General features: G+C 56.4%; 16 protein-coding genes. 2 read left to right on the forward strand and 14 right to left on the reverse strand.

Going from position 1 to position 23,718, the window contains the following annotated elements; translation table 11 throughout:
* Positions 1-6 precede the first annotated feature (6 nt).
* Positions 7-2,181: a phosphocholine-specific phospholipase C gene (locus IE156_RS04725; RefSeq protein ID WP_189391284.1), complete on the forward strand. Its 2,175-nt coding sequence runs from the start codon at positions 7-9 to the stop codon at positions 2,179-2,181.
* Positions 2,182-2,329: 148 nt separating this feature from the next.
* Here IE156_RS04725 and IE156_RS04730 read toward each other — a convergent pair whose 3' ends face one another.
* The 5 genes from IE156_RS04730 to IE156_RS04750 form a co-directional block, all read right to left on the reverse strand.
* On the reverse strand, positions 2,330-2,806 hold the full coding sequence (locus IE156_RS04730; protein ID WP_189391285.1) for a hypothetical protein: 477 nt from the start codon (positions 2,804-2,806) through the stop codon (positions 2,330-2,332).
* A 24-nt stretch (positions 2,807-2,830) separates the two neighbouring features.
* Positions 2,831-3,379 carry a SecDF P1 head subdomain-containing protein gene (locus IE156_RS04735; RefSeq protein ID WP_189391286.1) on the reverse strand — a complete coding sequence of 183 codons (549 nt, stop codon included), beginning with the start codon at positions 3,377-3,379 and terminating at the stop codon, positions 2,831-2,833.
* Between the two features lie 63 nt (positions 3,380-3,442).
* Positions 3,443-4,216: an OmpA family protein gene (locus tag IE156_RS04740; protein WP_189391287.1), complete on the reverse strand. Its 774-nt coding sequence runs from the start codon at positions 4,214-4,216 to the stop codon at positions 3,443-3,445.
* Between the two features lie 74 nt (positions 4,217-4,290).
* Entirely contained in the window at positions 4,291-12,195 is a 7,905-nt protein-coding gene (locus tag IE156_RS04745; RefSeq protein WP_189391288.1) for a YadA-like family protein, read from the reverse strand.
* Positions 12,192-13,445 carry an EAL domain-containing protein gene (locus tag IE156_RS04750; RefSeq protein ID WP_189391289.1) on the reverse strand — a complete coding sequence of 418 codons (1,254 nt, stop codon included), beginning with the start codon at positions 13,443-13,445 and terminating at the stop codon, positions 12,192-12,194. The genes IE156_RS04745 and IE156_RS04750 overlap by 4 nt, the downstream gene beginning before the upstream one ends.
* Before the next feature lie 602 nt (positions 13,446-14,047).
* Here IE156_RS04750 and IE156_RS04755 point away from each other — a divergent pair.
* Entirely contained in the window at positions 14,048-14,611 is a 564-nt protein-coding gene (locus IE156_RS04755) for a recombinase family protein (protein ID WP_189391290.1), read from the forward strand.
* 107 nt (positions 14,612-14,718) lie between these two features.
* Here IE156_RS04755 and gspF read toward each other — a convergent pair whose 3' ends face one another.
* The 9 genes from gspF to gspI are packed head-to-tail and all read right to left on the reverse strand — an operon-like array spanning position 14,719 to position 23,717.
* Complete coding sequence (gspF, locus tag IE156_RS04760; RefSeq protein WP_189391291.1) at positions 14,719-15,921, reverse strand: type II secretion system inner membrane protein GspF; 1,203 nt, start codon at positions 15,919-15,921, stop codon at positions 14,719-14,721.
* Positions 15,922-15,935: 14 nt separating this feature from the next.
* Positions 15,936-17,354 carry a type II secretion system ATPase GspE gene (gene gspE, locus IE156_RS04765; RefSeq protein ID WP_189391292.1) on the reverse strand — a complete coding sequence of 473 codons (1,419 nt, stop codon included), beginning with the start codon at positions 17,352-17,354 and terminating at the stop codon, positions 15,936-15,938.
* Positions 17,351-19,645, reverse strand: a complete 2,295-nt coding sequence (gene gspD / locus IE156_RS04770) for a type II secretion system secretin GspD (protein ID WP_189391293.1) — start codon at positions 19,643-19,645, stop codon at positions 17,351-17,353. The genes gspE and gspD overlap by 4 nt, the downstream gene beginning before the upstream one ends.
* A 13-nt stretch (positions 19,646-19,658) precedes the next feature.
* The gene (gene gspN / locus IE156_RS04775; RefSeq protein ID WP_189391294.1) at positions 19,659-20,405 is read right to left on the reverse strand and encodes a type II secretion system protein N; all 747 of its coding nucleotides are present in this window, start codon (positions 20,403-20,405) and stop codon (positions 19,659-19,661) included.
* Positions 20,402-20,953, reverse strand: coding sequence for a type II secretion system protein M (locus IE156_RS04780; protein WP_189391295.1), 552 nt, complete (start codon positions 20,951-20,953; stop codon positions 20,402-20,404). The genes gspN and IE156_RS04780 overlap by 4 nt, the downstream gene beginning before the upstream one ends.
* Entirely contained in the window at positions 20,950-21,915 is a 966-nt protein-coding gene (locus tag IE156_RS04785; RefSeq protein WP_189391296.1) for a GspL/Epsl periplasmic domain-containing protein, read from the reverse strand. The genes IE156_RS04780 and IE156_RS04785 overlap by 4 nt, the downstream gene beginning before the upstream one ends.
* Positions 21,916-21,919: 4 nt before the next feature.
* Positions 21,920-22,780 carry a type II secretion system minor pseudopilin GspK gene (gene gspK, locus IE156_RS04790; RefSeq protein ID WP_189391297.1) on the reverse strand — a complete coding sequence of 287 codons (861 nt, stop codon included), beginning with the start codon at positions 22,778-22,780 and terminating at the stop codon, positions 21,920-21,922.
* Complete coding sequence (locus IE156_RS04795) at positions 22,777-23,376, reverse strand: PulJ/GspJ family protein (RefSeq protein ID WP_189391298.1); 600 nt, start codon at positions 23,374-23,376, stop codon at positions 22,777-22,779. The genes gspK and IE156_RS04795 overlap by 4 nt, the downstream gene beginning before the upstream one ends.
* On the reverse strand, positions 23,373-23,717 hold the full coding sequence (gspI, locus tag IE156_RS04800; protein WP_229840985.1) for a type II secretion system minor pseudopilin GspI: 345 nt from the start codon (positions 23,715-23,717) through the stop codon (positions 23,373-23,375). Before gspI ends, IE156_RS04795 begins: the two co-directional genes overlap by 4 nt.
* Position 23,718: the final 1 nt, after the last annotated feature.

The raw sequence follows: 23,718 nt of genomic DNA on the forward strand, positions 1-23,718 counted from the left end.
AGCACAATGACTTCACGCCGCTCCTTCCTACGCAATATGACAGGCGCCAGCCTGGCTGCAGGTTCCCTGGCTGCTTTTCCTCCCAGCATCCGCAAAGCGTTGGCTATTCCCGCCAACAACAAAACGGGCACCATTAAAGACGTCGAGCATATTATTGTTCTGATGCAGGAAAACCGTTCGTTTGACCACTACTTCGGCACCCTGAAAGGCGTGCGTGGTTTTGGTGACCGCTTCACCATTCCGTTGCCCAATGGCCGCAACGTCTGGCAGCAAAACGTCAGCTCTACTGAAACCGTGATGCCCTATCACCTGGACAGCACCAAGGGCAATGCCCAGCGTGTCAACGGCACACCGCACTCCTGGTCCGACGGCCAGGCCGCCTGGGATCATGGCCGCATGGCTTTCTGGCCCAAGCACAAGAATCGCCACTCCATGGGTTTCTACCGCGAAGCGGAAGTGCCCTTCCAGTTCGCCATGGCCAATGCCTTCACCTTGTGTGATGCTTATCACTGTTCCATGCACACTGGCACCAACTCCAACCGTATGTTCCTGTGGACAGGCACCAACGGCCCCTCGGGCAGCGGTGAATGTACGGTGAACAATGCCTGGGATAGCCTGGGTTCTTCGGTGCAGGGTTATGAATGGAAAACCTACCCCGAACGTCTGGAAGAAGCGGGGATCAGCTGGAAGGTGTACCAAAACCTGCCCGACAACTTCACGGACAACTCGCTGGCGGGCTTCAAGCAATATCGTCGTGCCAACGAACAATCCGGCAAACCTACCAACACGCCTTACGAGCCCGCTGATGATGCTGGCAACCCACTCTACAAAGGCATCGCCAACACCATGCCCGATGGCGGCTTCTTCGGTCAGCTGCGCAAGGACGTGGAAGAAGGCAATCTGCCACAGATCTCCTGGGTCGTCGCGCCGGCAAACTACTCCGAGCACCCCGGCCCATCAAGCCCCGTGCAAGGCGGCTGGTACACACAAGAACTATTGGACGCCCTGACCGCCAACCCCGAGGTCTGGAGCAAGACCGTCTTGCTGGTCAACTTTGACGAAAACGACGGCTTCTTTGACCACGTACCTTCGCCTTCCGTGCCATCCATTGACCCAGTCACCGGCAAACCCGCGGGCAAGACCTCGCTAAGCGAAGAACAGCTCGCCTTCGAGTACTACAACTACCCCAGCCCTAAGGGTCTGTCAGGTCAGCCACCCCGTGACGGTAAAGCTTTCGGTCCCGGCGTACGTGTCCCTATGTATGTGATCTCGCCCTGGAGCCGTGGCGGTTGGGTGAACTCGCAAGTGTTTGACCACACCTCCGTGATCCGCTTCATGGAACAGCGCTTTGGTGTGATGGAGCCCAACATCAGCCCCTATCGCCGTGCCGTCTGCGGTGACCTGACCACCGCTTTCAACTTTGCCAGCCCGAACGACGAACCCCTGCCTACGCTAAATGGCCGTCGCAGCCGTCAGGATGCCGACTCCATTCGTAGCGCCCAGGAACGTCTGGCCCAAGTGCCACAGCCAGTCGACAACCAGCGCATTCCCGTACAACAAACTGGCGTGCGCCCTTCCCGCGCCCTGCCTTACGAGCTGCACGTCAGTGCCCGTTGCGACAGCGAAAAAGGCGTGCAGTTGCTGTTCTCCAACACCGGTAAAGAAGCGGCTGTTTTCCACGTCTACGACAAGCTGAACCTGGACCGTATTCCACGCCGCTACATGGTTTCTCCCGACCAGATTCTGGACGATGTCTGGGACGTGCAAGCCAATAATCTGGGTCACTACGACCTGTGGGTATTGGGCCCCAACGGTTTTCACCGTCACTTCCGCGGTGATGTCAGCGTGCTGAGCCAAGCCGAAGCCGCCCGCCCCGAAATCCGCGTCTGCTACGAAATTTCCAAGGGCGACGTCTATCTGGAAATGATGAACGGCGGCCAGTCTGCCTGCACCTTTACTATCCAGTCCATGGCTTACCGCGAAGACGGCCCATGGGAAGTGGCGGTTGAGCCGGGCAAGCAGTCCAAACAGTCCTGGACCTTGAAGCCCAGCGGCCACTGGTATGACTTTGTCGTGCGCAGCAGCAGCGACCCCAGCTACTACCGTCGCTTTGCCGGCCGAGTGGAGTCGGGTGAACACGGCGTCAGTGACCCCGCCCTGGGAATCCCGGCCTATCTGTAAATCTTGAATGCTTTGAATCTATAGTCTGACGATGTGCGCGTGCGCACCACGCGCACGTTTTTACCCCGATGCCTGGATTTGGCATCGGGGTTTTTTTCGTTTACGTGATGCCTGAGCAGCGAGTCTTCAGTCAGCCATATTGCTTCATTTATCGGTAATACCGAGACCGGGGATGTAGGCCAAGATAATGTCTGCGCCGTGGTCGCTTTCTTTTAAGCGCCACTCTCTCATCACTGCTTGGAGTAAGCGGCTGACCGCTCGCCAGCTCGATGACAGATCTAAAAAAATCGGCATTAGCAACCCAGGCAGGCAAACAAATATCAGCACCGGCATATAAGCCGCGTTCCCTGGCCATGGGAGTCTCATCAGCCAAGAGAACAATCGCTACATTATCCAACTGACGCATCGCCGCTACCACAGCATAAACATCAAAATCGCTGTCTCCTTCGCCATCGATGACGATAATGCGCAGGCGTTTTCCGATTGTAGCGAGGTCAGTAGGGCTGGTTGCCACTGTCGTGCACATCCCTGAGCCCGCCAGGTAATCATGCAGGCCCAGCATATCGCCCACACGCAAGGAGGCAGGTTGTGCAATCAGCAGAAAAACCACGTCAAAGTCATACATAGTGCGCTATACGCAGTCCTGTTATCACTGACCACCCTGCATCAATTTAAGAATGGCCTGTGTATGCTGGGCATTCTGAGTCCCAATCATCAAACGTCCATCGGAGATCGTTTCACTGATTCGGGCAACGCTCGCTAACTGCCCTTGCACACTTAAAAGAAGATAGTGGCCTTGCGCTTGGGCCGTGACACTGCGTAGCTTCGACAGGCCACGTTGATTCATCTCTAACAAAATAAATGTGCGCTGTCCTTGGGCCGTGACAGGTGTGACCCGCAACAGATCGGCTTGTGTCAAAACAGGTTGAGGCAATGCATACAACGAGGTTCCGCCAACATCAACGGCGACCAAAGGCGCTTCCGCTTTCTCCTGCGCCAGATGCAAGGTAATCACCGTTGGGGATTGCGTGCGGGATGCGGTTGCCGCAGAGGCTGTAGGTGCCGCCGGCACGTTCGAGCTCTGTATGACAGGGGGCGCTGGATCAACAGGTTCGGGGACACGACGCGGGGCGGTCTGTTGGCAGGCAGCCAGGCCAGCTGACAATGCCAATATTGCTAATTTGAGCAGAATCTTCATTTTTATCTCAATCGTGACAAACACCCAGCGACGCTGGGTGTTTGCATGGTTACTGCATCCAACTTAGCGTTGGCCCTGAACTGCAATATCAACGCGACGGTTGGGTGCCAGGCAGGCAATCAAATCGCTGCGTATCTGTTGATCGCAATTCACCAAAGGTCTGTCCTGCCCAAACCCCTGTGTCTGAATCACAGCCGCTGGAATGCCTTGGGCCGATAAAGCATTCCGTACGGCCTGGGCACGCTGCTGCGACAAACGCTGATTCGATGCCGCGCTCCCGATCCGATCGGTATGACCAGAAACCGTCAGTTGCTCCACATCAGACATTTGCTTGAGCTGACCCGCAATATCGCGAATCGTGCTGAGTCCCGCCGTGGTCAAGGCCGCACTGCCAAACGCAAAGGCCACATCCCCGGACAGCGAGAATGGCTGGATGGATACCTTTTTCGGGGCGGGATCCAAGACAGAGGCGCAGTCACTAGGCTGCCAATAAAAACTGCGTCCCAACATATCCTCGTCAAACAACACCTTGAACTGACACGTCTTGATGCCCTGGGCGGTATTGAAATGGAATAGATAATCCCATTCCCGCACCTTAAAGCCCTCGGCAAAATGCGGACGACCTAGCAAGTCATAAAGCTGATCGCGCGTCACACCGGCTTGAACCTGGCGCAGGTTGTCGATGTTCGGATAAGAGCCCGTTTGAAAAGTCGTCTTGTCTATTTCAGGAAAGACAGGCTTGTCTGTCTGACCCTCAGCGTCAACCTGACTTAAGGTCCCGCAGCCGGCCAGAGCCAGACTGCTTAACAAAGCAGCCCACAAATAATTTCTTTTCATGATCTGAATTCCTTCAAAAGTATGTGCTGCGCATCGGTCCGAGCGGACCGATGCATCATGTGGTCAGAGCCGGTTTACCACTGGTAGCCAACACCCACCGCGCCGCCGTAATCACCACGCGATGTTGAATTGCCCGAAAGCTTGTAGACCCATTTACCGTTATCGGTAATACCGGAGAAGCCAATGGCCATCCCCGACTCTCCACGCCAGGTGCCGCCAGCCATGGACATCATGTGTTTGCCCGGCAAATAAGCCTGGGGCAATGACGCCGTTGCCATCGCTGCGGCCACACCTGCACTTAAGCGCTTATCCAGACGATTGATATCGTGACGAAGGTTATTGACTTGCCCCTGCAGGTTGCCGGCAACTTGGTGCAATTGCCCCACGTTCACCGCATCTGTCTCATTCACGCCTGCCGCCACATTGGTAATCTGCTTGCCAGACATATCAATGCCGTTCTCGTTAATGATCGGGCCACCATTACTGATCTGAATTTCATCAGCGTGAACATTCACCGCAGTAATCGAGTTGACTTTCAAGTCTTGGGAAACAGCCACCGTGATATCCGTACCAATGGTTTTTCCTGCATCATCAACTCTGTCAGTCTTGGAAATAACGATGTTGTCGCCTTCCACAAAACCTACGGTGTTGCCATTGTGAATCGGTGTATTTCCACCTGAGCCACCATTGCCACCACCGCTTGAACCAGAGCCATCGGAGCCACCTGCATTACCACCGTCCTCTTTGCCTGGGGCAGGTGCTTCAACATTCCAGTGCATGCTGTCGAGCACATCTTTCAGAGACGTATGCTGGCTACCGTTGTAGGCAAACGAACCACTTCCATCCAGGCCGATAAACGACTCGATGGGCTGCAGCTGTCCGTAATTGACGGCATCCGAAGAATTAATGCCGGCAGCCACATTGGTGATGCGCAGATCACCCGCGTTGATGCCACCCAAGGTCATGCTGGGACCATTATTAATCGTCAGACCTGTGCTACCCAGATGAACATCGCTGCCTACGGCAACGCCGGTGTTGTTGACCACTGTGTCTCCGGTCTTCAAGCTACCGTCAGTCCCAAGGTCAATATCCTTGTTCAGTTTGACTTCAAGCTGACCTTCATTTTCGGTTCCCGTCTGCTCAACCGTGACGTTTTTATCGCCTACAAAAGTCACCTGACCGTTCGGACCGATATTGGCGCTATTACCTTGCTCATCAGTCACATTCCAACCTGCGCTGGCGACATCGCTGACTCGCTTGAGCTGGTCTTCGGTGGCTGCTTGGCCGCTGGTGTAGTTATCGGGGTCCCATGTGGTGTTGGTCAGGCCATTAATCCGACCTGTATCGCCATTGATGATGACCGGATTGCCCCCGCCCACCACGATCTGCGTGCTGCCAATTGTGGTGCTATTACCGGCGGCATCCGCCACAGAGATCGAACCAGCGCCCACGCTTGTCGTATCACCGGCCGCATTGCTTACCGTGGTACCTGCGGCTGTCGTGGCAGTCTTGTTACCAGCGCCATCATCAACTGACAGTCCATCGTTATTGACCAATGTATTGCCCGTGGTCAGGCTGCCATCCGAGCCCAGATCAATGTCTTTATTCAGATTGAAGGCCAGATCAGTGCCATCACGAATGATGCTGATATTGCCATCCTCATTGCTGAAATCCACCGAGCCACCGGGTTTCACATTCTCGGCATCAGCACCATTGGCGCTGATATTCCAGCCTGCGTTAGCAACCTCTGATACCTCCTTTAACTGCGACACATTCACCGCATCGGTATCGTCCGTGCCAGCAGCCAGATCAGTGATCTTCTTGCCACCCATATTGATGCCGTCGCCGTTGATCACCGGACCACCGTTATTGATGGTGATGCTGTTCAGATCTGTCAGGTTCTGAGCCATAACCAGGTTCAACTGATTGCCGTCGCTGTCGACACGCAGGTTTGCACCTGTCGCGTCGCCATCTGCCGCCAACTCGCCAGACAGGGTCAACGGTGTGTCATCGCCCAAAGTCTTGGCAATTGTGCTGCCGGTATTGCCTGCAAAGCTCAAGCCATCCGTCTGGGTCGCGACTTCGCTGCCCTTGTAGATGACATCGCCCGCGTTGTTGACCAAAAAGTTGTTGCCCAGACGGGTTTCGCCCTGAACGGTCAGATTGTTGGTCGTGATGCTGTCGCCGTTGACGACCGTATCGCCCACAGTGATGCTGTCGCCATTGATCACCGTGTCACCTACGGTAATGCTGTTGCCGATTGTCAGGTCATCTGCCAGATTGAAAACCAGATCAGTACCGGTACGGGCAACCGTGATGTTGCCATCGTCATTGCTGAAGTCCACCGAACCACCGGGTTTCACATTCTCGGCAGTTGCCCCATTGGCGCTGACATTCCAACCCGCATTAGCGACCTCTGAAACATCCTTCAACTGCGACACATTGACCGCATCGGTATCGTCAGTGCCAGCAGCCAGATCAGTGATCTTCTTGCCACCCATATTGATGCCGTCACTGTTGAGCACCGGACCACCGTTATTGATGGTGATGCTGTTCAGATCCGTCAGATCCTGAGCCATAACCAGGTTCAACTGATTGCCGTCGCTGTCGACACGCAGGTTTGCACCTGTCGCGTCGCCACCTGCAGCCAACTCGCCCGACAGGGTCAACGGTGTGTCATCGCCCAAGGTCTTGGCAATTGTGCTGCCGGTATTGCCTGCAAAGCTCAAGCCATCCGTCTGGGTTGCGACTTCGCTGCCCTTGTAGATGACATCGCCCGCCTTGTTGACCACAAAGTTATCGCCCAGGTGGGTTTCACCCTGAACGGTCAGGTTGTTGGTCATGATGCTATCGCCGTTGACGACCGTATCGCCCACAGTGACGCTATCGCCATTGATCACCGTGTCACCTACGGTAATGCTGTTGCCGATTGTCAGGTCATCTGCCAGATTGAAAACCAGATCAGTACCGGTACGGGCAACCGTGATGTTGCCATCGTCATTGCTGAAGTCGACTGAACCACCGGGTTTCACATTCTCGGCAGTTGCCCCATTGGCACTGACATTCCAACCCGCATTAGCGACCTCTGAAACATCCTTCAACTGCGACACATTGACCGCATCGGTATCGTCAGTGCCAGCAGCCAGATCAGTGATCTTCTTGCCACCCATATTGATGCCGTCACTGTTGAGCACCGGACCACCGTTATTGATGGTGATGCTGTTCAGATCCGTCAGATCCTGAGCCATAACCAGGTTCAACTGATTGCCGTCGCTGTCGACACGCAGGTTTGCACCTGTCGCGTCGCCACCTGCAGCCAACTCGCCCGACAGGGTCAACGGTGTGGCATCGCCCAAAGTCTTGGCAATTGTGCTGCCGGTATTGCCCGCGAAGCTCAAACCATCCGTCTGGGTCGCGACCTCGTTGCCCTTGTAGATGACATCGCCTGCGTTGTTGACCACGAAGTTATCGCCCAGGTGGGTTTCGCCTTCAACGGTCAAATTAGTTGTCGTGATGCTGTCGCCATTGATGACCGTATCGCCCACGGTAATGCTGTTGCCGATTGTCAGGTCATCTGCCAGATTGAAAACCAGATCAGTACCGGTACGGGCAACCGTGATGTTGCCATCGTCATTGCTGAAGTCGACTGAACCACCGGGTTTCACATTCTCGGCAGTTGCCCCATTGGCGCTGACATTCCAACCCGCATTAGCGACCTCTGAAACATCCTTCAACTGCGACACATTGACCGCATCGGTATCGTCAGTGCCAGCAGCCAGATCAGTGATCTTCTTGCCACCCATATTGATGCCGTCACTGTTGAGCACCGGACCACCGTTATTGATGGTGATACTGTTCAGATCCGTCAGATCCTGAGCCATAACCAGGTTCAACTGATTGCCGTCGCTGTCGACACGCAGGTTTGCACCTGTCGCGTCGCCACCTGCTGCCAACTCGCCCGACAGGGTCAACGGTGTGTCATCGCCCAAAGTCTTGGCAATTGTGCTGCCGGTATTACCCGCGAAGCTCAAACCATCCGTCTGGGTTGCAACTTCGCTGCCCTTGTAGATGACATCGCCTGCGTTGTTGACCACGAAGTTATCGCCCAGGTGGGTTTCGCCTTCAACGGTCAAATTAGTAGTCGTGATGCTGTCGCCATTGATGACCGTATCGCCCACGGTAATGCTGTTGCCGATTGTCAGATCATCTGCCAGATTGAAAGCCAGATCAGTACCGGTACGGGCAACCGTGATGTTGCCATCGTCATTGCTGAAGTCCACCGAACCACCAGGCTTCACATTCTCGGCAGTTGCCCCATTGGCGCTGACATTCCAACCTGCGTTAGCGACCTCTGAAACATCCTTCAACTGCGACACATTGACCGCATCGGTATCGTCAGTGCCAGCAGCCAGATCAGTGATCTTCTTGCCACCCATATTGATGCCGTCACTGTTGAGCACCGGACCACCGTTATTGATGGTGATACTGTTCAGATCCGTCAGATCCTGAGCCATAACCAGATTCAGCTTGTTACCGTCGCTGTCGACACGCAAATTTGCACCTGTCGCGTCGCCACCTGCAGCCAACTCGCCCGACAGGGTCAACGGTGTGTCATCGCCCAAAGTCTTGGCAATTGTGCTGCCGGTATTGCCTGCAAAGCTCAAGCCATCCGTCTGGGTCGCGACTTCGCTGCCCTTGTAGATGACATCGCCCGCCTTGTTGACCACAAAGTTATCGCCCAGGTGGGTTTCACCCTGAACGGTCAGGTTGTTGGTCGTGATGCTATCGCCGTTGACGACCGTATCGCCCACAGTGACGCTGTCGCCATTGATCACCGTGTCACCTACGGTAATGCTGTTGCCGATTGTCAGATCATCTGCCAGATTGAAAGCCAGATCAGTACCGGTACGGGCAACCGTGATGTTGCCATCGTCATTGCTGAAGTCCACCGAACCACCAGGCTTCACATTCTCGGCAGTTGCCCCATTGGCGCTGACATTCCAACCCTGAGCGGCATATTTAATTGCATCGTGAACCGTGTTTTCGCCGGTATCACCGATATTGCTCATGTTCAGGCTACCGTTCGGCGCCAGCGTCGCATTGCCGCCCAAGATGTTTTTCGTGGTGTTAGCTACATTCCCCAACACCTGATTGGTGGCATACAACTGGCTACCATTAATCGCATCCGTGCTACTGGCGCTGATCCGGCCTGCGGCCACATTCGTCACAGTGCGCTTTTCCTGCTCCTTACCCACACTGACCGTACCAATAGGACGATCACCCGCAAAGTTGCCGTAGCTCAGCCCGTTCAACGAGGCATTCAGCGTGCCCACAGCGCCTGCCGTCTCGGCGCCATCGCCCAGAGCGACTGAGCGTGCGTTACCCGCCCGAGCACCCTGACCAATCGCGACAGCACGCTCCGCCGTGCTGCGGGAATCCGCACCCAGAGCTATTGCCTGCCGTTCAATAGCCCAAGCGTCACGGCCCTGTGCGATTGAGTCCTCGCCAAAGGCATGAGCTCCCTTACCTTGTGCCTGTGCGTAGTCAGCTGTGGCCTGAGCTTCCCGACCTACTGCGATGCTGCTATTGAACTCAGCGACGGAGTCTGTGCCCAGCGCAATGGAGTCGCGGTTCTTGTCCTGGTTCTCGACATCAGGATTAGCCTGACCAGAGCGAGCATTATTGCCCACTGCAATACCGCGCGTCGCCAAGGCTTTGGCATCCGTACCGCTTGCTTGCGAGTTACCGGCAGTAGCCCGCGAGCGTGTGCCAAAGGCCATGGCATCATTGGCCGTTGCCTCTGCGTTGCTACCTTGGGCAATGCCGCGAGCGGCATTCACCACCGAGTTCTTCCCAATCACGATCCCTTCCACTGCCGTAGAGCTGGATTCGGTACCGATCACAATCGAGTTTTCTACAGAGGGACCATTTGCCTGACGGTCGGAATAGGAATCCCGACCAATAACGATGGAGTTCTTGTCACGGCTGACCACGTGAGTGCCGATGGCCACCCCGCTCTCATCACGTGCTTCGGATTGCGAGTTACCGATAGTGGTTGAATTCGCACCCAGACCTTTGATGTCGTGACCCAGTACAACAGCGGACGCTCCTTCAGCACCGGCCTTATGCCCGATGGCGACCGAGTCGCGCTCCTTGGCCGTGGCGTCTGGCCCGATAGCAATCGAATCGATGGCAGTAGCGGCAGCACCGTTATTGTTCTTGTTGCCTTTGTCTACACCACCATCATTGATGCTGAGGTAACGCGGTTTGCTCTCGGCAATCTGTTCCCCCCAGTCATCGCCAATCTTCTCGGCCAGTTGATCGTAATCAACAGCACCACCAAATGCTGCCTGGTCCACAACCGCTTGCAGCTGGCGTACGTTCACAGCATCGGTGTCATTGGCCCCGTCCTCCACGTTGACGATTCGACGTGTAGTCTCAGAGCCCGGCTGGCTGCTACCCACGGAAACAGCACTACCGTTAAACGCCCGGTTAGTAAACCGTCCCGTGCCAGAGACATCGCTTTGAGCGGCATAAGAATTCAAACCCAAAGCCACATAACCACTATCGGCATGTGCGTTTGGACCGATGGCCGTGCCCGTTCCCTGTGCTATCGACTGACGACCTACTGCTACGCCAGTATTACCGGCCTCAGCCATATAACCGATAGCGATACCTTCTGTCTCCGCATTAGCGTTCATGCCAATACCAACCGCACGGTTCGACGTGCGGCCCTTGTTGGCATCCGTACCCAGGCTGATATTGTCATCTCCTGTCACGGTTGAACCAGCGCCCTTACCCATTGCCACGTTCTGATTGCCGTCCACGCTATTGCCGGCGTTGTCGCCAATCACCGCATTGAACTGGCCTTTGACGTTTTGACCGGTGGCCTGACCAATGGCGATGTTGTGGGAACGATCGCCAGGCAAATGATTGCCGGTCGCCTGGCCAGCCTCATTACCAATAGAGATATTATTTTCCGCATCGGCTTGAGCCCCCTGGCCCAGAGCGATGCCGTTGGCGCCGCTGGCCTGGGCTTGCGTACCCAGAGCCAGGGCATGATTGCCCGCCGCCTGCGCCTCACGGCCCACAGCAATACCTGCGACGCCACTACTGTGGCTGTCCTTCCCAATAGCGATCGCCGCATCCGGTTTAGGTCTCCCTGCCCCGCTGGCGGTGGTCGCTCCGTCGCCCAGCGCAATTGCGCTCTCACCATCGGCCAACGCTCCCTGGCCCGCAGCAAAACTGCGATCACCCTCGGCTTTGGAATCGGGACCTATGGCAATCGATTCTTCGCCGTTGGCCTCAGAATCGGGTTCCTGCGAGTTCACACGGAAATACTTAACGCCCGGATTCGCTTCATCCACACCTAATGCCGTCAAGCTTTCGTTGACCGTCACAAGCCCTGTTTCGACAGCCACAATTCTGCTGTCATGAGCAGCGATGGCCGTTTCATTCTCTGTAATTCGGGTGCCATGACCAGCGACAGCCGTCTCATTAGACGCAATCCTGCTCTCATGATCCGCAAGGGTGGATTCATTACCAGCGAGCTGACCTTCCAATGTGCTGATCTTGCCGGAGTTGGCGGCTACATCAGCAGAAGTTGCGTTCAGCTGTGCGTTGGTAGCCACGCTTTCACCGCCCACCGTAATTTGATCGGCATCCAAGACACCGGCAACCGTCAGGCTGGTCAAACCCACAATGCTGCCACCACCTGTAAAGCGAATTTCCCCACCAGGAGTCGTGAAATCAATCCGGTTATCCAGACCGTCGTTAGGCGTCACAACATCTGCCCAAGCACTTCCCGTAGCCAGAGCGCCAGCAGCTAAGGCAGCCACGCCCATGCGGACCAGAAACGAGGGTCGCTTGCTTGCGCTGGTGCAAGAAGAACTGCGCTTGCCTCTAGCGTTCTTATTCTCTGAAACGGCAACAAATGTTCCAGTTTGCTCATTCCAGATGGTTTTATAGACGTGATTCATCTCTGTTCCTGATCCTTTGAGGAATATTTGTTGAGTGCAAAGTTGGTGTGGCTAGGGTTGAAACTGTCTCGGACGCAGCAAGGCTCCGCCCCCTCCCAAGGGGGCTGGACGCATGGGGGCTTGATTAAGTAGCCTTGGACGGCGTGCACGCCGGCATCGACGCTCAGCTGGAAATCCAGGGGCGTCTCAATTCCTTCGGCGATGACGTATTGGCCTATGCCTCGCGAGGCATGAACCCAAGAATTCAGGACAGCGATGCCATCCTTGTCTCGTGCCTGATGCACAAGAGCTTTATCAATTTTTATGATGTGAGGGCGGACCTGCCGGGCAAGATCCAGGGTGTTGAACCCGGCCCCAATATCATCGATGGCAAGCTTGCAGCCCGACATTCGCAACATGCGAAGCAGACTGGCAGCAGCCTCTTGATCAAATACAGCGGCTGTCTCTGTGATCTCTAAGGTCAAACGACTCGCCAGCTGCGGAGCCTTGTCCAGTACGGAGATAAGCAGTCGCCACCAGGGCGAATACTGCAAAGACAAGGGAGAAATATTGCACGCGAGATGAATGTCAGGATGACGCTCAAGCACCTGCACAACGGACCAGAGAACGCTGGCATCCAGCCGCTCTGTGCAGCGCAGCCGCTCTATGGCCTGGACAAGCAGTGCACAAGACACAGGCTCGATACAGCCGTCAGAGCCTGCCCATCGCAACAGCACTTCGTAATACAGAACTTGCTGAGGATTCTCGACAAAAACAACCGGCTGGAATGACAGGGCAACCTTCTCGTCTCGCATATCCGCGAAGAAACGAGTTGCCAGATCCATATCATTTCGAGTCTGTTCGCCCAGTTGGGGCTCAAGCTCAGAGAAGGCAATCGTACTGGCCAGCGAACGAAGATATGCGGGGCAAACCGGATAATCACGTGATGCCTCTACCCAAGCCAGCACGACATTGACGAGAACCTTGTCCGAACCGCAGCTGACAGGCTCATAGCACAGCGCCGCTTTGACCCGTTCGAGAAACAGGTCCTTATCAAACTGGGTGGACAAATGACAATCAGTCAGGCCGATCAGCACCACCTGATCAAGCACCAAAATGTCATGGCGCGCGACACCATACGGGCGCAGCCGCTCTTGGATAGCAGACAAAAAAGCTTGCCGAAACAGGGCTATGTCGTACGCCTGGGCAAACGACTCCGAGCTGCGCAGCCCCAGAAGCAGGTAATTACCCGAAGGAGTAACTTGCTGCAACCAGCAAGACAAGGACTCAAGCGATGCAGCGCCCATTACGCGCTCCGCATCGTCAGTTGGCACTCTAGGTGCTGGCCCTCAATCAGCGCCTGGCTTTGAAGCCAGAAGCGGCCAAAAAGCCTCCTTTATGTCAACATCCATTCCATAACAAATAGTCACGTTTTTACGTGGAAACTACGCTGAAAAGGATCATTTCGATGCGCTATTCGGTTGGGACTAAAAGGAGGCTTCTTGTCAAAATCTCAAGCCTATTTATGCCTTTTCTTAACCATTGTTGACGCTTGCTTTGTGCAACCCGCAACGTTCTTCAGAAAGTGCACCGGCCCGGACCCGCTGCGTGTTGACACACATCCGGCGGCCACTAACACTTAATCAGTATCTGCATCTGAAACACAGCGTTAATAGAAATATACGTAATAGTTTTTATTGCAGTACGAGCGACCTTAATCGCCCTTTACGTGGCAGCAGGTATGCATGTGGTTAGTAAAACTTGACATCGCGTGGCCAAAATCCCACTAGACCATCTTGAATTTACTAACGTCGATTGCACTGAGATGTGTTCGAGAAAGGGGGCCGCGCTTTGCGCTAGGAAGATGGGTATTATGAGTAAGAAATATGGGTATGCACGCGTTTCAACACAGGATCAGAACCTGGACCTACAGACAGCCGCTTTGAAAAAGGTGAACTGTGATCATATCTATACGGATAAAGGAATATCCGGTGCTAAAACAATGCGCCCCGGTTTGAATCATCTTCAGAAAAGACTGAAACCCGGAGACACCTTGATTGTTTGGCGTTTAGATAGACTGGGCAGATCGCTTCGCTATTTGGTAGACACAATAGATCGCTTGGGAAAAGAGAATATTCATTTCATCTCTCTGACTGAAAACATAGACACCACGACATCAGGGGGCCGATTACTTTTCCACATGATGGCTGCATTGGCCGAATTTGAGCGATCACTGATTAGCGAACGCACCCGGGCTGGGATGGCCGCAGCACGTGCCAATGGCAGGCCACTCGGAAGACGTCCAGCGCTGTCTCCTGCACAACATAAAGAAGCACTTGATGCGATAAGCAATCAAGTTCCCTTGGAAATCATTGCGGAAAAATATGCCGTACACCCCAGGACCATTCGCCGAATCAAGGCCCTGTCCTTACCGTAAGGATCATATCCCTAGGGGTTTAACAAACAAAAAACACTGCCGCCTAGCCTAGCCTGGCGCTGGCGGCATTCTCCTTCGTCAAAGCCGTCATAGATGACGCAGCTGCTTTACTGCACCAACTGATTCATTTCAATAATCGGCAGCATGACGGCCAACACAATCAGCAGCACCAAACCACCCATCAGCAGAATCATCAAGGGTTCCAGCAAGGCGGTCATGGTCAGCGCTTTGCGCTCCAGCTCGGTCGACAAAGTGGTCGCGGCGCGGTCCAGCATAGGGGCCAGTTCACCGGTTTTTTCTCCACTGGCGATCAGTTGCACTAATAACGGTGGGAACAACGCACTGCGTTGCAAGGCCGAGGCCAAAGGTAGACCTTCTCGCACACGAAGAGCGGCTTGGTTCACCGCATCACGCAGAGCCAAGTTAGAGACGGTGCGTCCGGCCGCTTCCAAGGCCGTCAGCAGGGCGACATTACTGCCTGCCAAAATCGCCAGGGTGGCCGCAAAACGAGCCGTATCAACACCTAATAAATATCCCCCCAGAACAGGAACACGTAATAAGCGCCGATGAAAAGCTTGCTTGAAGGCTGGCTGTCGCAGCAAAAAAACCGCCAGCGCTGCAGCCAACAAAAGCGCGATCAGCAGCACACCACCCCACTCACGCAGCAGATCGCTGGCACTGATCATGACGCGAGTCAGCATAGGCAATTGCTGCTTGGCCTGAGTAAAGGCACCCACCACTTGGGGGACAACATAGCTCAGCAAAAACACCACCATCGCTACCGAAATCAGGCTGACGATGGCGGGATAGATAAACGCTGTCAGCACCTTGCCCCGCAAGGCACCGCTGTCTTCAATGAAACTGGCCAGCCTGTCCAGCACCTGCTCCAGCTCGCCCGACTGCTCCCCCGCCCGCACCAAGGCCCGGTAGATCTCTGGAAAGTCGCGCGGGTGATTGGTCAAGGCATCACTCAAGCTTTCGCCTGCACGAATATCGGCGCGTAAGGCCGTCAGTAGCTGTACCAAAGGGCGGCGGTTAGCCTGCTCTATCACCACACCCAAGCTGGCTTCCAGTGACAAACCCGCGGCAACCAGACTGGCTAATTGACGAGTCATCCAGGACAACTCGGTGCGCCGTAAACCCGCACTGCGGGCACGGGCCGCTGCACGGCTGCGTCCAGCCTTCAGGGACACGGTCAACAAGCCTCGGCCCAAGAGCTGCTGCCGCGCCAAACGCTCGCTCTCTGCTTCCAGCACGCCGCGCTCGCTGCGTCCGGCCTGGTCCACCGCTTCGTAGTGATAGGTACCCATCGTTTGCTACCCGCCTATAACTCGCGTGTCACGCGCAATACTTCGTCAGAGGTGCTGATGCCCTGCTCCACCCAACGCTGGGCATCTTCACGCAAACTGCGCATGCCGGACTCCCTCGCCGCTTGACGCAAGGCGGGCTCCGCCCCCGCCGCATTCAATAAATATTGAGCACGCTCATCAATCCGATAAAGCTCGTGAATGCCGGTACGGCCCTGATAGCCGGTGTGGGCGCAATGCTCGCAACCCCCAGGGCTGGCGTGATACCGCCCGTCTTCGGCGGGCTCTCGACAATGTCGACATAGTTTGCGAATCAAACGCTGCGCCAATACCCCGCGCAGGGTCGAAGCCAGCAAGAAAGGTTCTATCCCCATATCCACCAAACGAGTCGCAGCGGACACGGCATCGTTGGTGTGCAAGGTTGCCAGGACCAGATGACCGGTTAGCGAAGCCTGCACGGCAATCTGCGCCGTCTCCAAATCGCGGATTTCCCCGATCATGATGATGTCCGGGTCTTGCCGCAAAATGGCTCGCAGGGCTCGTGAAAAACTCAATTCAATCCGGGGGTTGACCTGTGTTTGACCGACCCCCGGCAAATCATACTCAATCGGATCTTCCACCGTCAGCACATTGCTGCGGGCCGTATCTACCCGGCCCAAGGCCGCATACAGGGTGGTGGTTTTACCACTACCGGTAGGCCCCGTTACCAGCACAATGCCGTGTGGTTGGTGAATCAGCTCATCTAGTTGCGTCAGGATATCGGGGGCCATGCCCAGCCGCTCCAACTCCAGTTGTCCAGCAGACTTGTCCAGCAAGCGCATTACCGCCCGTTCACCGTGTCCGGTCGGCAAGATAGACACCCGTAAATCCAGTGCCCGTCCGCCCACTTTCAAAGCAATACGACCATCTTGCGGCAAGCGTTTTTCAGCAATATCCAGGCTGGCCATAATCTTGATTCGCGACACCAACGCCCCATGCAGCGCTCGCCTTGGGCTGACAATATCGCGCAAGCGACCATCCACCCGGTAGCGCACAACGGAATGGGTTTCGTAAGGTTCCAAGTGAATATCACTGGCCCCATCGCGCACGGCCTGGGTGAACAAGGCATTGATCATGCGGATCACCGGCGCATCGTCCTGGTTTTCCAGCAAGTCGGTGACCGCAGGCAGCTCCTGCATCAAGCGATCCAGGTCCACCTCATTAGCGGCGGCATCCACCACGCTGGCGGCATCATCACCTTGCGCGTAACTGGCATCAATCAGGGTATCCAGCTCTGCATCGGGCACAGAGCGCACGTCCAGTTCGGGATAGCGCCGCCGCAACTCCACCAAAGCCCAATCCGGCGTGCGCTCACTAATGACCAGCGTGCCCACCCCTTGCTGTTGCGTCAGCACCGCCCGGTGCTGACGTGCCCAGGAGTACGGCAGGCGGGTCATAAGGACTCTCGCAGATCCACAGCACCGCCCGCTTGTGGCAGAACCATATGGCCTGCATCAGGATGGAACCAGGTGGAGCGATCCGGCAGGCCCGTCTGTACGGCACGCATATAGTTGTAGCGGTCCAAAGACAGGCTTTGGCTGTCTTGTGCATTACGCACAATGTGGGGGCGTAAAAACACCATCAGATTGGTTTTGGTGCGCTTGCGTTTTTCGTACTTGAACAGATTGCCCACCAGCGGAATATCGCCCAGCAAAGGTACGGACTGCGTGCCGTCTTCAATAGAGTCTTCCAGCAAGCCACCCAGCACAATAATCTGGCCGTCATCCACCAGCACATTGGTGCTGAGTGCACGTTTGCGAGTAACGGGGGAATTGGCCGACACGGACATCGCCGTATCGATGCTGCTGACTTCCTGATAAAGCGCCATCTTGACGGTGCCGCCCTCAGAGATCTGCGGGCGAACTTTCAAGGTCAGGCCCACATCTTCACGTTGGATCGTTTGAAAGGGGTTGCTGGCGCCATCCGCAGCCGTGGTGTATTGCCCCGTCACAAAGGGGACGGTGCGGCCCACCATAATGCTGGCCTCTTCATTGTCCAGTGTCATCAAATTAGGCGTGGACAAAATATTGGTGCCACCCTGACGTTCCAGTGCGCGTGCCAACACCCCCAGATTGACGACTTGCTGACCCAGCACATTCACCGTGCCTTTCACAACGCCCAGACTTAAACCTGCCGCCAGCGAATCCAGCGTGGTCGCCCCGGCCTTGGTGATACCACTACCGCCTAAATTGGCACCGCCCACAAAGCCCGAACCGCCATCGGCGATATTGCCGCCGCCGGTCATCCACTGGATACCAAACTCGGCGGCATCTTCCGCATTCACTTCCACGATCAGACTTTCCACCAGCACTTGGGCGCGGCGTTGATCCAGCTGATCGATCACTTCACGCAGGCTACGGTAAACCGGATCGGGAGCCGAAATAATCAAGGTATTTGTGGATGGGTCGGCCTGAACCGTGGCACCACCAGCGCTAAAGGCGACGGTTCCGCTGGCATTATTGGCTGCGCTCAAACCCATTTCACCTTGCGACTGGCCCGCAGTTGCACTGGTATCCATCGCCTTGGTGGCCGTGGAGGAAGTCGGGCTGGTGCTAGGTGCCAAGCTATTGGACTGCTGAGTACTGCCCGCAGAGCTGTCCGAGCCTGATTGCCCCGTCAGCGCAGCACGCAACACTTCGGCCAGCTGAACGGCTTGAGCGTTACGCAAATAGACCACATGCAAATTGCCTTTATTGCTTTCCGGGCTATCGATGCGTCGAATCAGGTCACGTGCCAAATCCAGACGGGCGGGACTACCGGCGCGCACCAGCACTGAATTGCTACGCGGGTCAGCCACCACAGTAATGCGCTGCGCGACATCGTTGCCAGGCGTATCCAGCATTTGCGAGGCCAATGCGGCCACATCCAGTGCCACACCGTAATCAATCGGAATGATGTCGGTATTCAAACCAGCCGGCGTATCAATCCCTGCAATCACCTGTGCAATCCGATCCAGATTATCGCCATAGTCAGTGACCACCAGCGTGTTATTGGACGGGTAGGCATTGATCGGATTGTTGGGGGAAATCATGGGCCGCAAAACGGGCACCAAAGCGGTGGCATTTTCATAACGCAAGGTAAAGACACGAGTTTCCAGCTCGCCACTGCCGCTGGCCCCACTGCCTGCCGCCCGCACAGCTCCACCTTGTTGGCGTGCCTCGGCCTCGGGAACCACACGACTGACTTTGCCATTACGCAGCACAGCAAAGCCTTGCATACGCAAAGCCGACAGCAACATCTCGTACGCGGTACGGGCATCAACCGGTACTTCGGACACCAAGGTCAGCTGGCCTTTTACACGGGGGTCCACGATGAAGTTCTGGCCCGTAAACCGTGCCAAGGCCGCCACCACACCATCCAGCTCGGCATCCACAAAATTCAGCGTAATGTCATTGCCTTGGGGGAATTCGGCCGGGTCTGGTAAATCAATGGGAGCAGCGCTGCCCCCTACTCGTTGAGGAACCCGTCGTGTCACGGCGGGCGAGGGAGTCGGGTTATTGGCAAAGCGCGGATCGGCCTGCGTACTGCGCACCGGAGCTTTACCGACCGAAGCAAAAAAGGAAGAAGGGTCTGGCCCAGGTTCGGGCTTTTGACCGTTGCTGGCACAGGCACTTAACAGCACCGCCGCGCCCAGGCTCAGAAGAAAGCGAGGCCGCAGCCCAGGAAGTCGCTTAGTCAAGATACTCATAGTCAAAATATCGTTATTCCTGCTTGCTAATCGTTGTGGCTATTCGCCAATGGGTCACACCCTGACGCTGAGGCCCCAAGGCCTCTAATAAGTCGTTAAAACGTTGATCGCCGGCCTGCTTGGCTTGCGCGCGTCCTTCAAACTGCCCGCCGCCCGGCCCCCACTCGCCTTGGCCGGCTAAGGTCAAATCCCCCGCCAAGGTACGCAGGGCCAGTTGCACGCCTTTGGCCTGACGGCTAAGCACTAATTGGTAATCCCCCAGCTCAGCCTGAGCGGCCAAGGCCGAGCGCGCGCCGCGCCAGTCCAGTTCCAGCAAAGGCCCGGTGCCCGAGGCAAGAGCCTGACTAGGCCAGCGCAGTTGCAACTGACCTTGCGGCTGGACGGTCTGCAATAAGGGATGCAAACGCCCTAATACGGGCGCGGGAACTGTCAGGCTTTGTCCTGAGATACGCCAGCCTTGCCAACTGACCTGCAGCCGCACAGGCTGATCCAGCCAGGCATGGCTTAATTCCATTTGTGGCCAGGGCGTCAGACGCCAACGCCAGCTGATCGGGCCCGGCACGGTACGGGCCAGCAGGCCCGAGCCCACCACCAACAAGCCCTGTCCCGATGCCAAGGTTCCATGTGCTGTTTCCAGCCGCAAAGGTGACTGCTCCGGCTGCCAGGCCAACATCAGGCGCGCGGGTAAAAACGGGAGGGTGAACAGCAGTAGCAAAACCATCAGCAATACCCAGGCAGCGATCTTTCCCAGTTTCTTCATGATGGCTCTCCTGCTCGCAACACAATGCGGCCATCCAGCAAACCCGCCCGCTCACGGCTATCGACCACCGAACGATGCACACTGACTTCCTGCACCGAAAAACCCAGCACGCGGGGCGCATGTAGCAACCAGTCCATCAAGGCCGGGGCAGCGACTGCCTGACAGGTCAACACCTGCAGTTCAGCTTGTGTTTCTTCCTGCTGACATTGGCTGCCCAAGGTCAGCAAGCTACGCTGCAAAGCTTTGTCCTGCCCTTGTGCATCAGCAGGGGCCACCAGCTCCTTATCCAGGGTTTGAACTTGCTCCAACACGGTTTGCAGCTGCGCCAACTCGTATTGCAAACGTGGCAGCTCTTGGCGAGCCAAGGCCAGATCACGAGCCGCCGGGCGCAAAAGCAGCAGCCATAGCAGCGTCAACACCAGCAGCCCGCCCAACAAGGACAAAGCCAGCTGATCTCGCCGACTCAAGGCCTGCCAATGCTGCCGGGCAATCGCCAGCTTGTTCTGCACGGTCAGGCACATAGGTTTCAAGGCAGTGAACTTACTCATCGCTGCGCCCCCTGCTGGGTGGCTGGCGGTGTCGCCTTGGCAAAACCAATTTCCCACTGCCGGGGCGACTCACCCTGCTTCCACTCCAGTTCGGATTCGGCCGACAAAGGCTGGACGGGTAATTCACTGGCCAAACTCAAGGCCAATTGCTGATCTTTAAAATTCAAGGCACGTACCTGTCCTTGAAGATCTGGCCACTGCACAGCACTGGCCATCAACAAACGATCAAAAGGGGCGGACGCAGGGCTTTTCTCAGCCAGCAAGGCATCGCGATGCTGTCTAGCTTGCGTCAAGGGGGCGACAATAACGGGCAAATGCGGCAAGGCTTGCCGAACCGCCTGCTCCATCTGAACTTGCACTTGCCGCATCTGCGTGCGTACCGTTTGTGCCTGCTGCTGCAACACCAATGTCCAGCTCAATAAGGCCGCCAAGGTCCACCAAACGCCTTGTCGCAACACACTGCTGCCCCCCGTGGAGGCCATATCCGGCATCAACAAAGAACACGCGGGCATCATCACCGTCTGGCTGAGTCCCTGCCTATCTTGCTCATGAGCCGCAGACCAGGCATACACGGCGCTGATTGGCAGACCAATCTGACGTGCTTGCTCACCCAAAGCCCGCAATGGCGTGCGTTCCGTCCAGGCCAGCTCGCTCATCCCCGACGACCCGGCTGGGGCGCAAGCAACCCAAACCTGCTCAATCGGGCTTAAGCACATCGGTTCCACCGCACTACAAGCCACCGCCTGCCTCCGCGAAGCACTGACTGATGGAATCCGCGCTTCGGTCACGGTAGCCATACCCGGTGGCAATACCAGCTCCAAGGAGCGGGCCAAGGACTTAAGCTCCTGCCCACTCCCCCGCCCCCGGCGCAACACCTTGGCGCGCTTGTCCCGCAACACATAGTCCAAGGGCTGATCCAGCCGGGGCGGGGAGTCCACATAAATACGCAATACTTTGCTCATCACTTCAACGAATCCAGACAATCCGGCTGCGGTCCGCTGCCCTGTTAATCAGGGCCTGGGTCGCCACCCGGCTATGGTCAAGTCGCAACTCACCACTTAATAAAAACCATTCACTGCGTACGGTCAGCTCTTGCCCGTCCAGGGCCTCCTGACGCTGCAAACGGGCCTGCACATCCGCCTGATCCCGAAACCATTGCCCTCGGTCGCGCTGCTCCAACAAGCCACGCCACTCCACCAGGCTTACCGAAGGCTGCACGGCGGCCAGCACCGGGGCGCTGGCGGTATTCACATTCAAGGATTTGGCCTGCGGCAAATAACTCAGATACGGTTCCAACTGCTTGGCCTGCTGGCCTGCATTGGGAAAGAAGTCCTGCAAATGCGAGGGCCATGGAGCCTGCCCAGCCTGCGCCCGCTCCAGCCGCTGTGCTAATTCCAACGCTAAAGCTGGTGGCTGCTGCACACTTCTCAGTAATTGCTCCAAGGCCTGTACATAACGGGCCTGAACACGGCCATCACGCAGCAACAAAGCCAGATTGAATTTGCCCTGCTCGTCCTGCATATAGCCGGAAAAATAGGCCGCACGGCTCTTATCCGGAGTCTCTATCTTTAATTCGCTCAAGGCCTGGGCCCACAGTCCGCCTTTGTGCGTTACGGCTGAACGCTGAGAGTCCAGTCGCAGCACCAGCACGCCCCAGTCCAGCGCACCACGCAACAGCCAGCTCGCCTGCAGATAGTCGCGTTCGCTGGCCAGTTGCATAGCTAAGCCGCTTTGCCGCTGCACAATACCCATGGTGGCAATCGACACCGCCATCACCACGACCAAAGCATTGATGACCGCCATCCCTTGTTGCGACGCGCGTTTCATAGCAGCATCACCACTTTGCGGTAGGGTAGCTCTTGCCCTTCCAGCTGCACGGTCAGCTCTATACCTGTTGCGGCAGCTCCTGCCTGCTCCGGCCAAGGCCAGCTTTGCCAGCCACGCGCTGGAATCCAGATGCGTACATTCCAGGCAGTCACCTGCTCCAGCACGTTCTGTAAGGGCCCCAGTTCTGGCAAGGGGTACACCGTGCCCGCTGGAGCAATGGCCCGCTGCAACACGCCTTGCTGCAAACGCCATTGAATCTGCTGAGTTCCTGCTCCGGCTTCGGCTCGGCGTTCAATCATCAAGATGGCCGGCCCCTCACCCTGCGCCTGCCAATGAATGCTGGCAGGCAAAACTGCCATCGCGCCGGAGGGATCAGCAGGGCGTGGCGCGGCGGGTAGATGCAACTCCAGATCTCGCCCCATTTGGGACAAGGTATTGAACAAGGCCTGGGTCTGGCGCGCTTGTCGGCTTAACTGCTCATCGGCATGCAGCACAGCATCCAGGCCCCGCCAGGACATCAGGCTGATCAAGGCCATAATGGTCAAGGCCACCAGCATTTCCACCAAAGTGAATCCTTCCTGACCAGGATCTGTCATGGCAGGGACGCCACTGTCGCGTGCAGCTCGGCCAGAACTGGGCCTTTAGGCACAAAAGCCTGCACCGTCACCTGGCGAAAGAAACGGTTGGCCGTGGCTTGCACTGTCTGCCTGCATTGCAATGCCAAATTACCTTGTGGGCACGGCACCACGGTGTCACCCGGCTCGGGAAACAGGCGACGTAAGCGTATTTCTGCCACCACCCCATCGGCGGCTAACAAAGCCAAACTGCGCTCATGCATGGCCTGGCTGCCCGAAGCGCTCAGGCCCAGGGCTCGCAAACCTGCCGTCAGGGCGATCGACACAATGGCCAGTGCTATCAGGACTTCGATCAGACTCATG

Source organism: Alcaligenes pakistanensis, from assembly GCF_014652815.1.
GTDB classification, from domain to species: domain Bacteria; phylum Pseudomonadota; class Gammaproteobacteria; order Burkholderiales; family Burkholderiaceae_B; genus Alcaligenes; species Alcaligenes pakistanensis.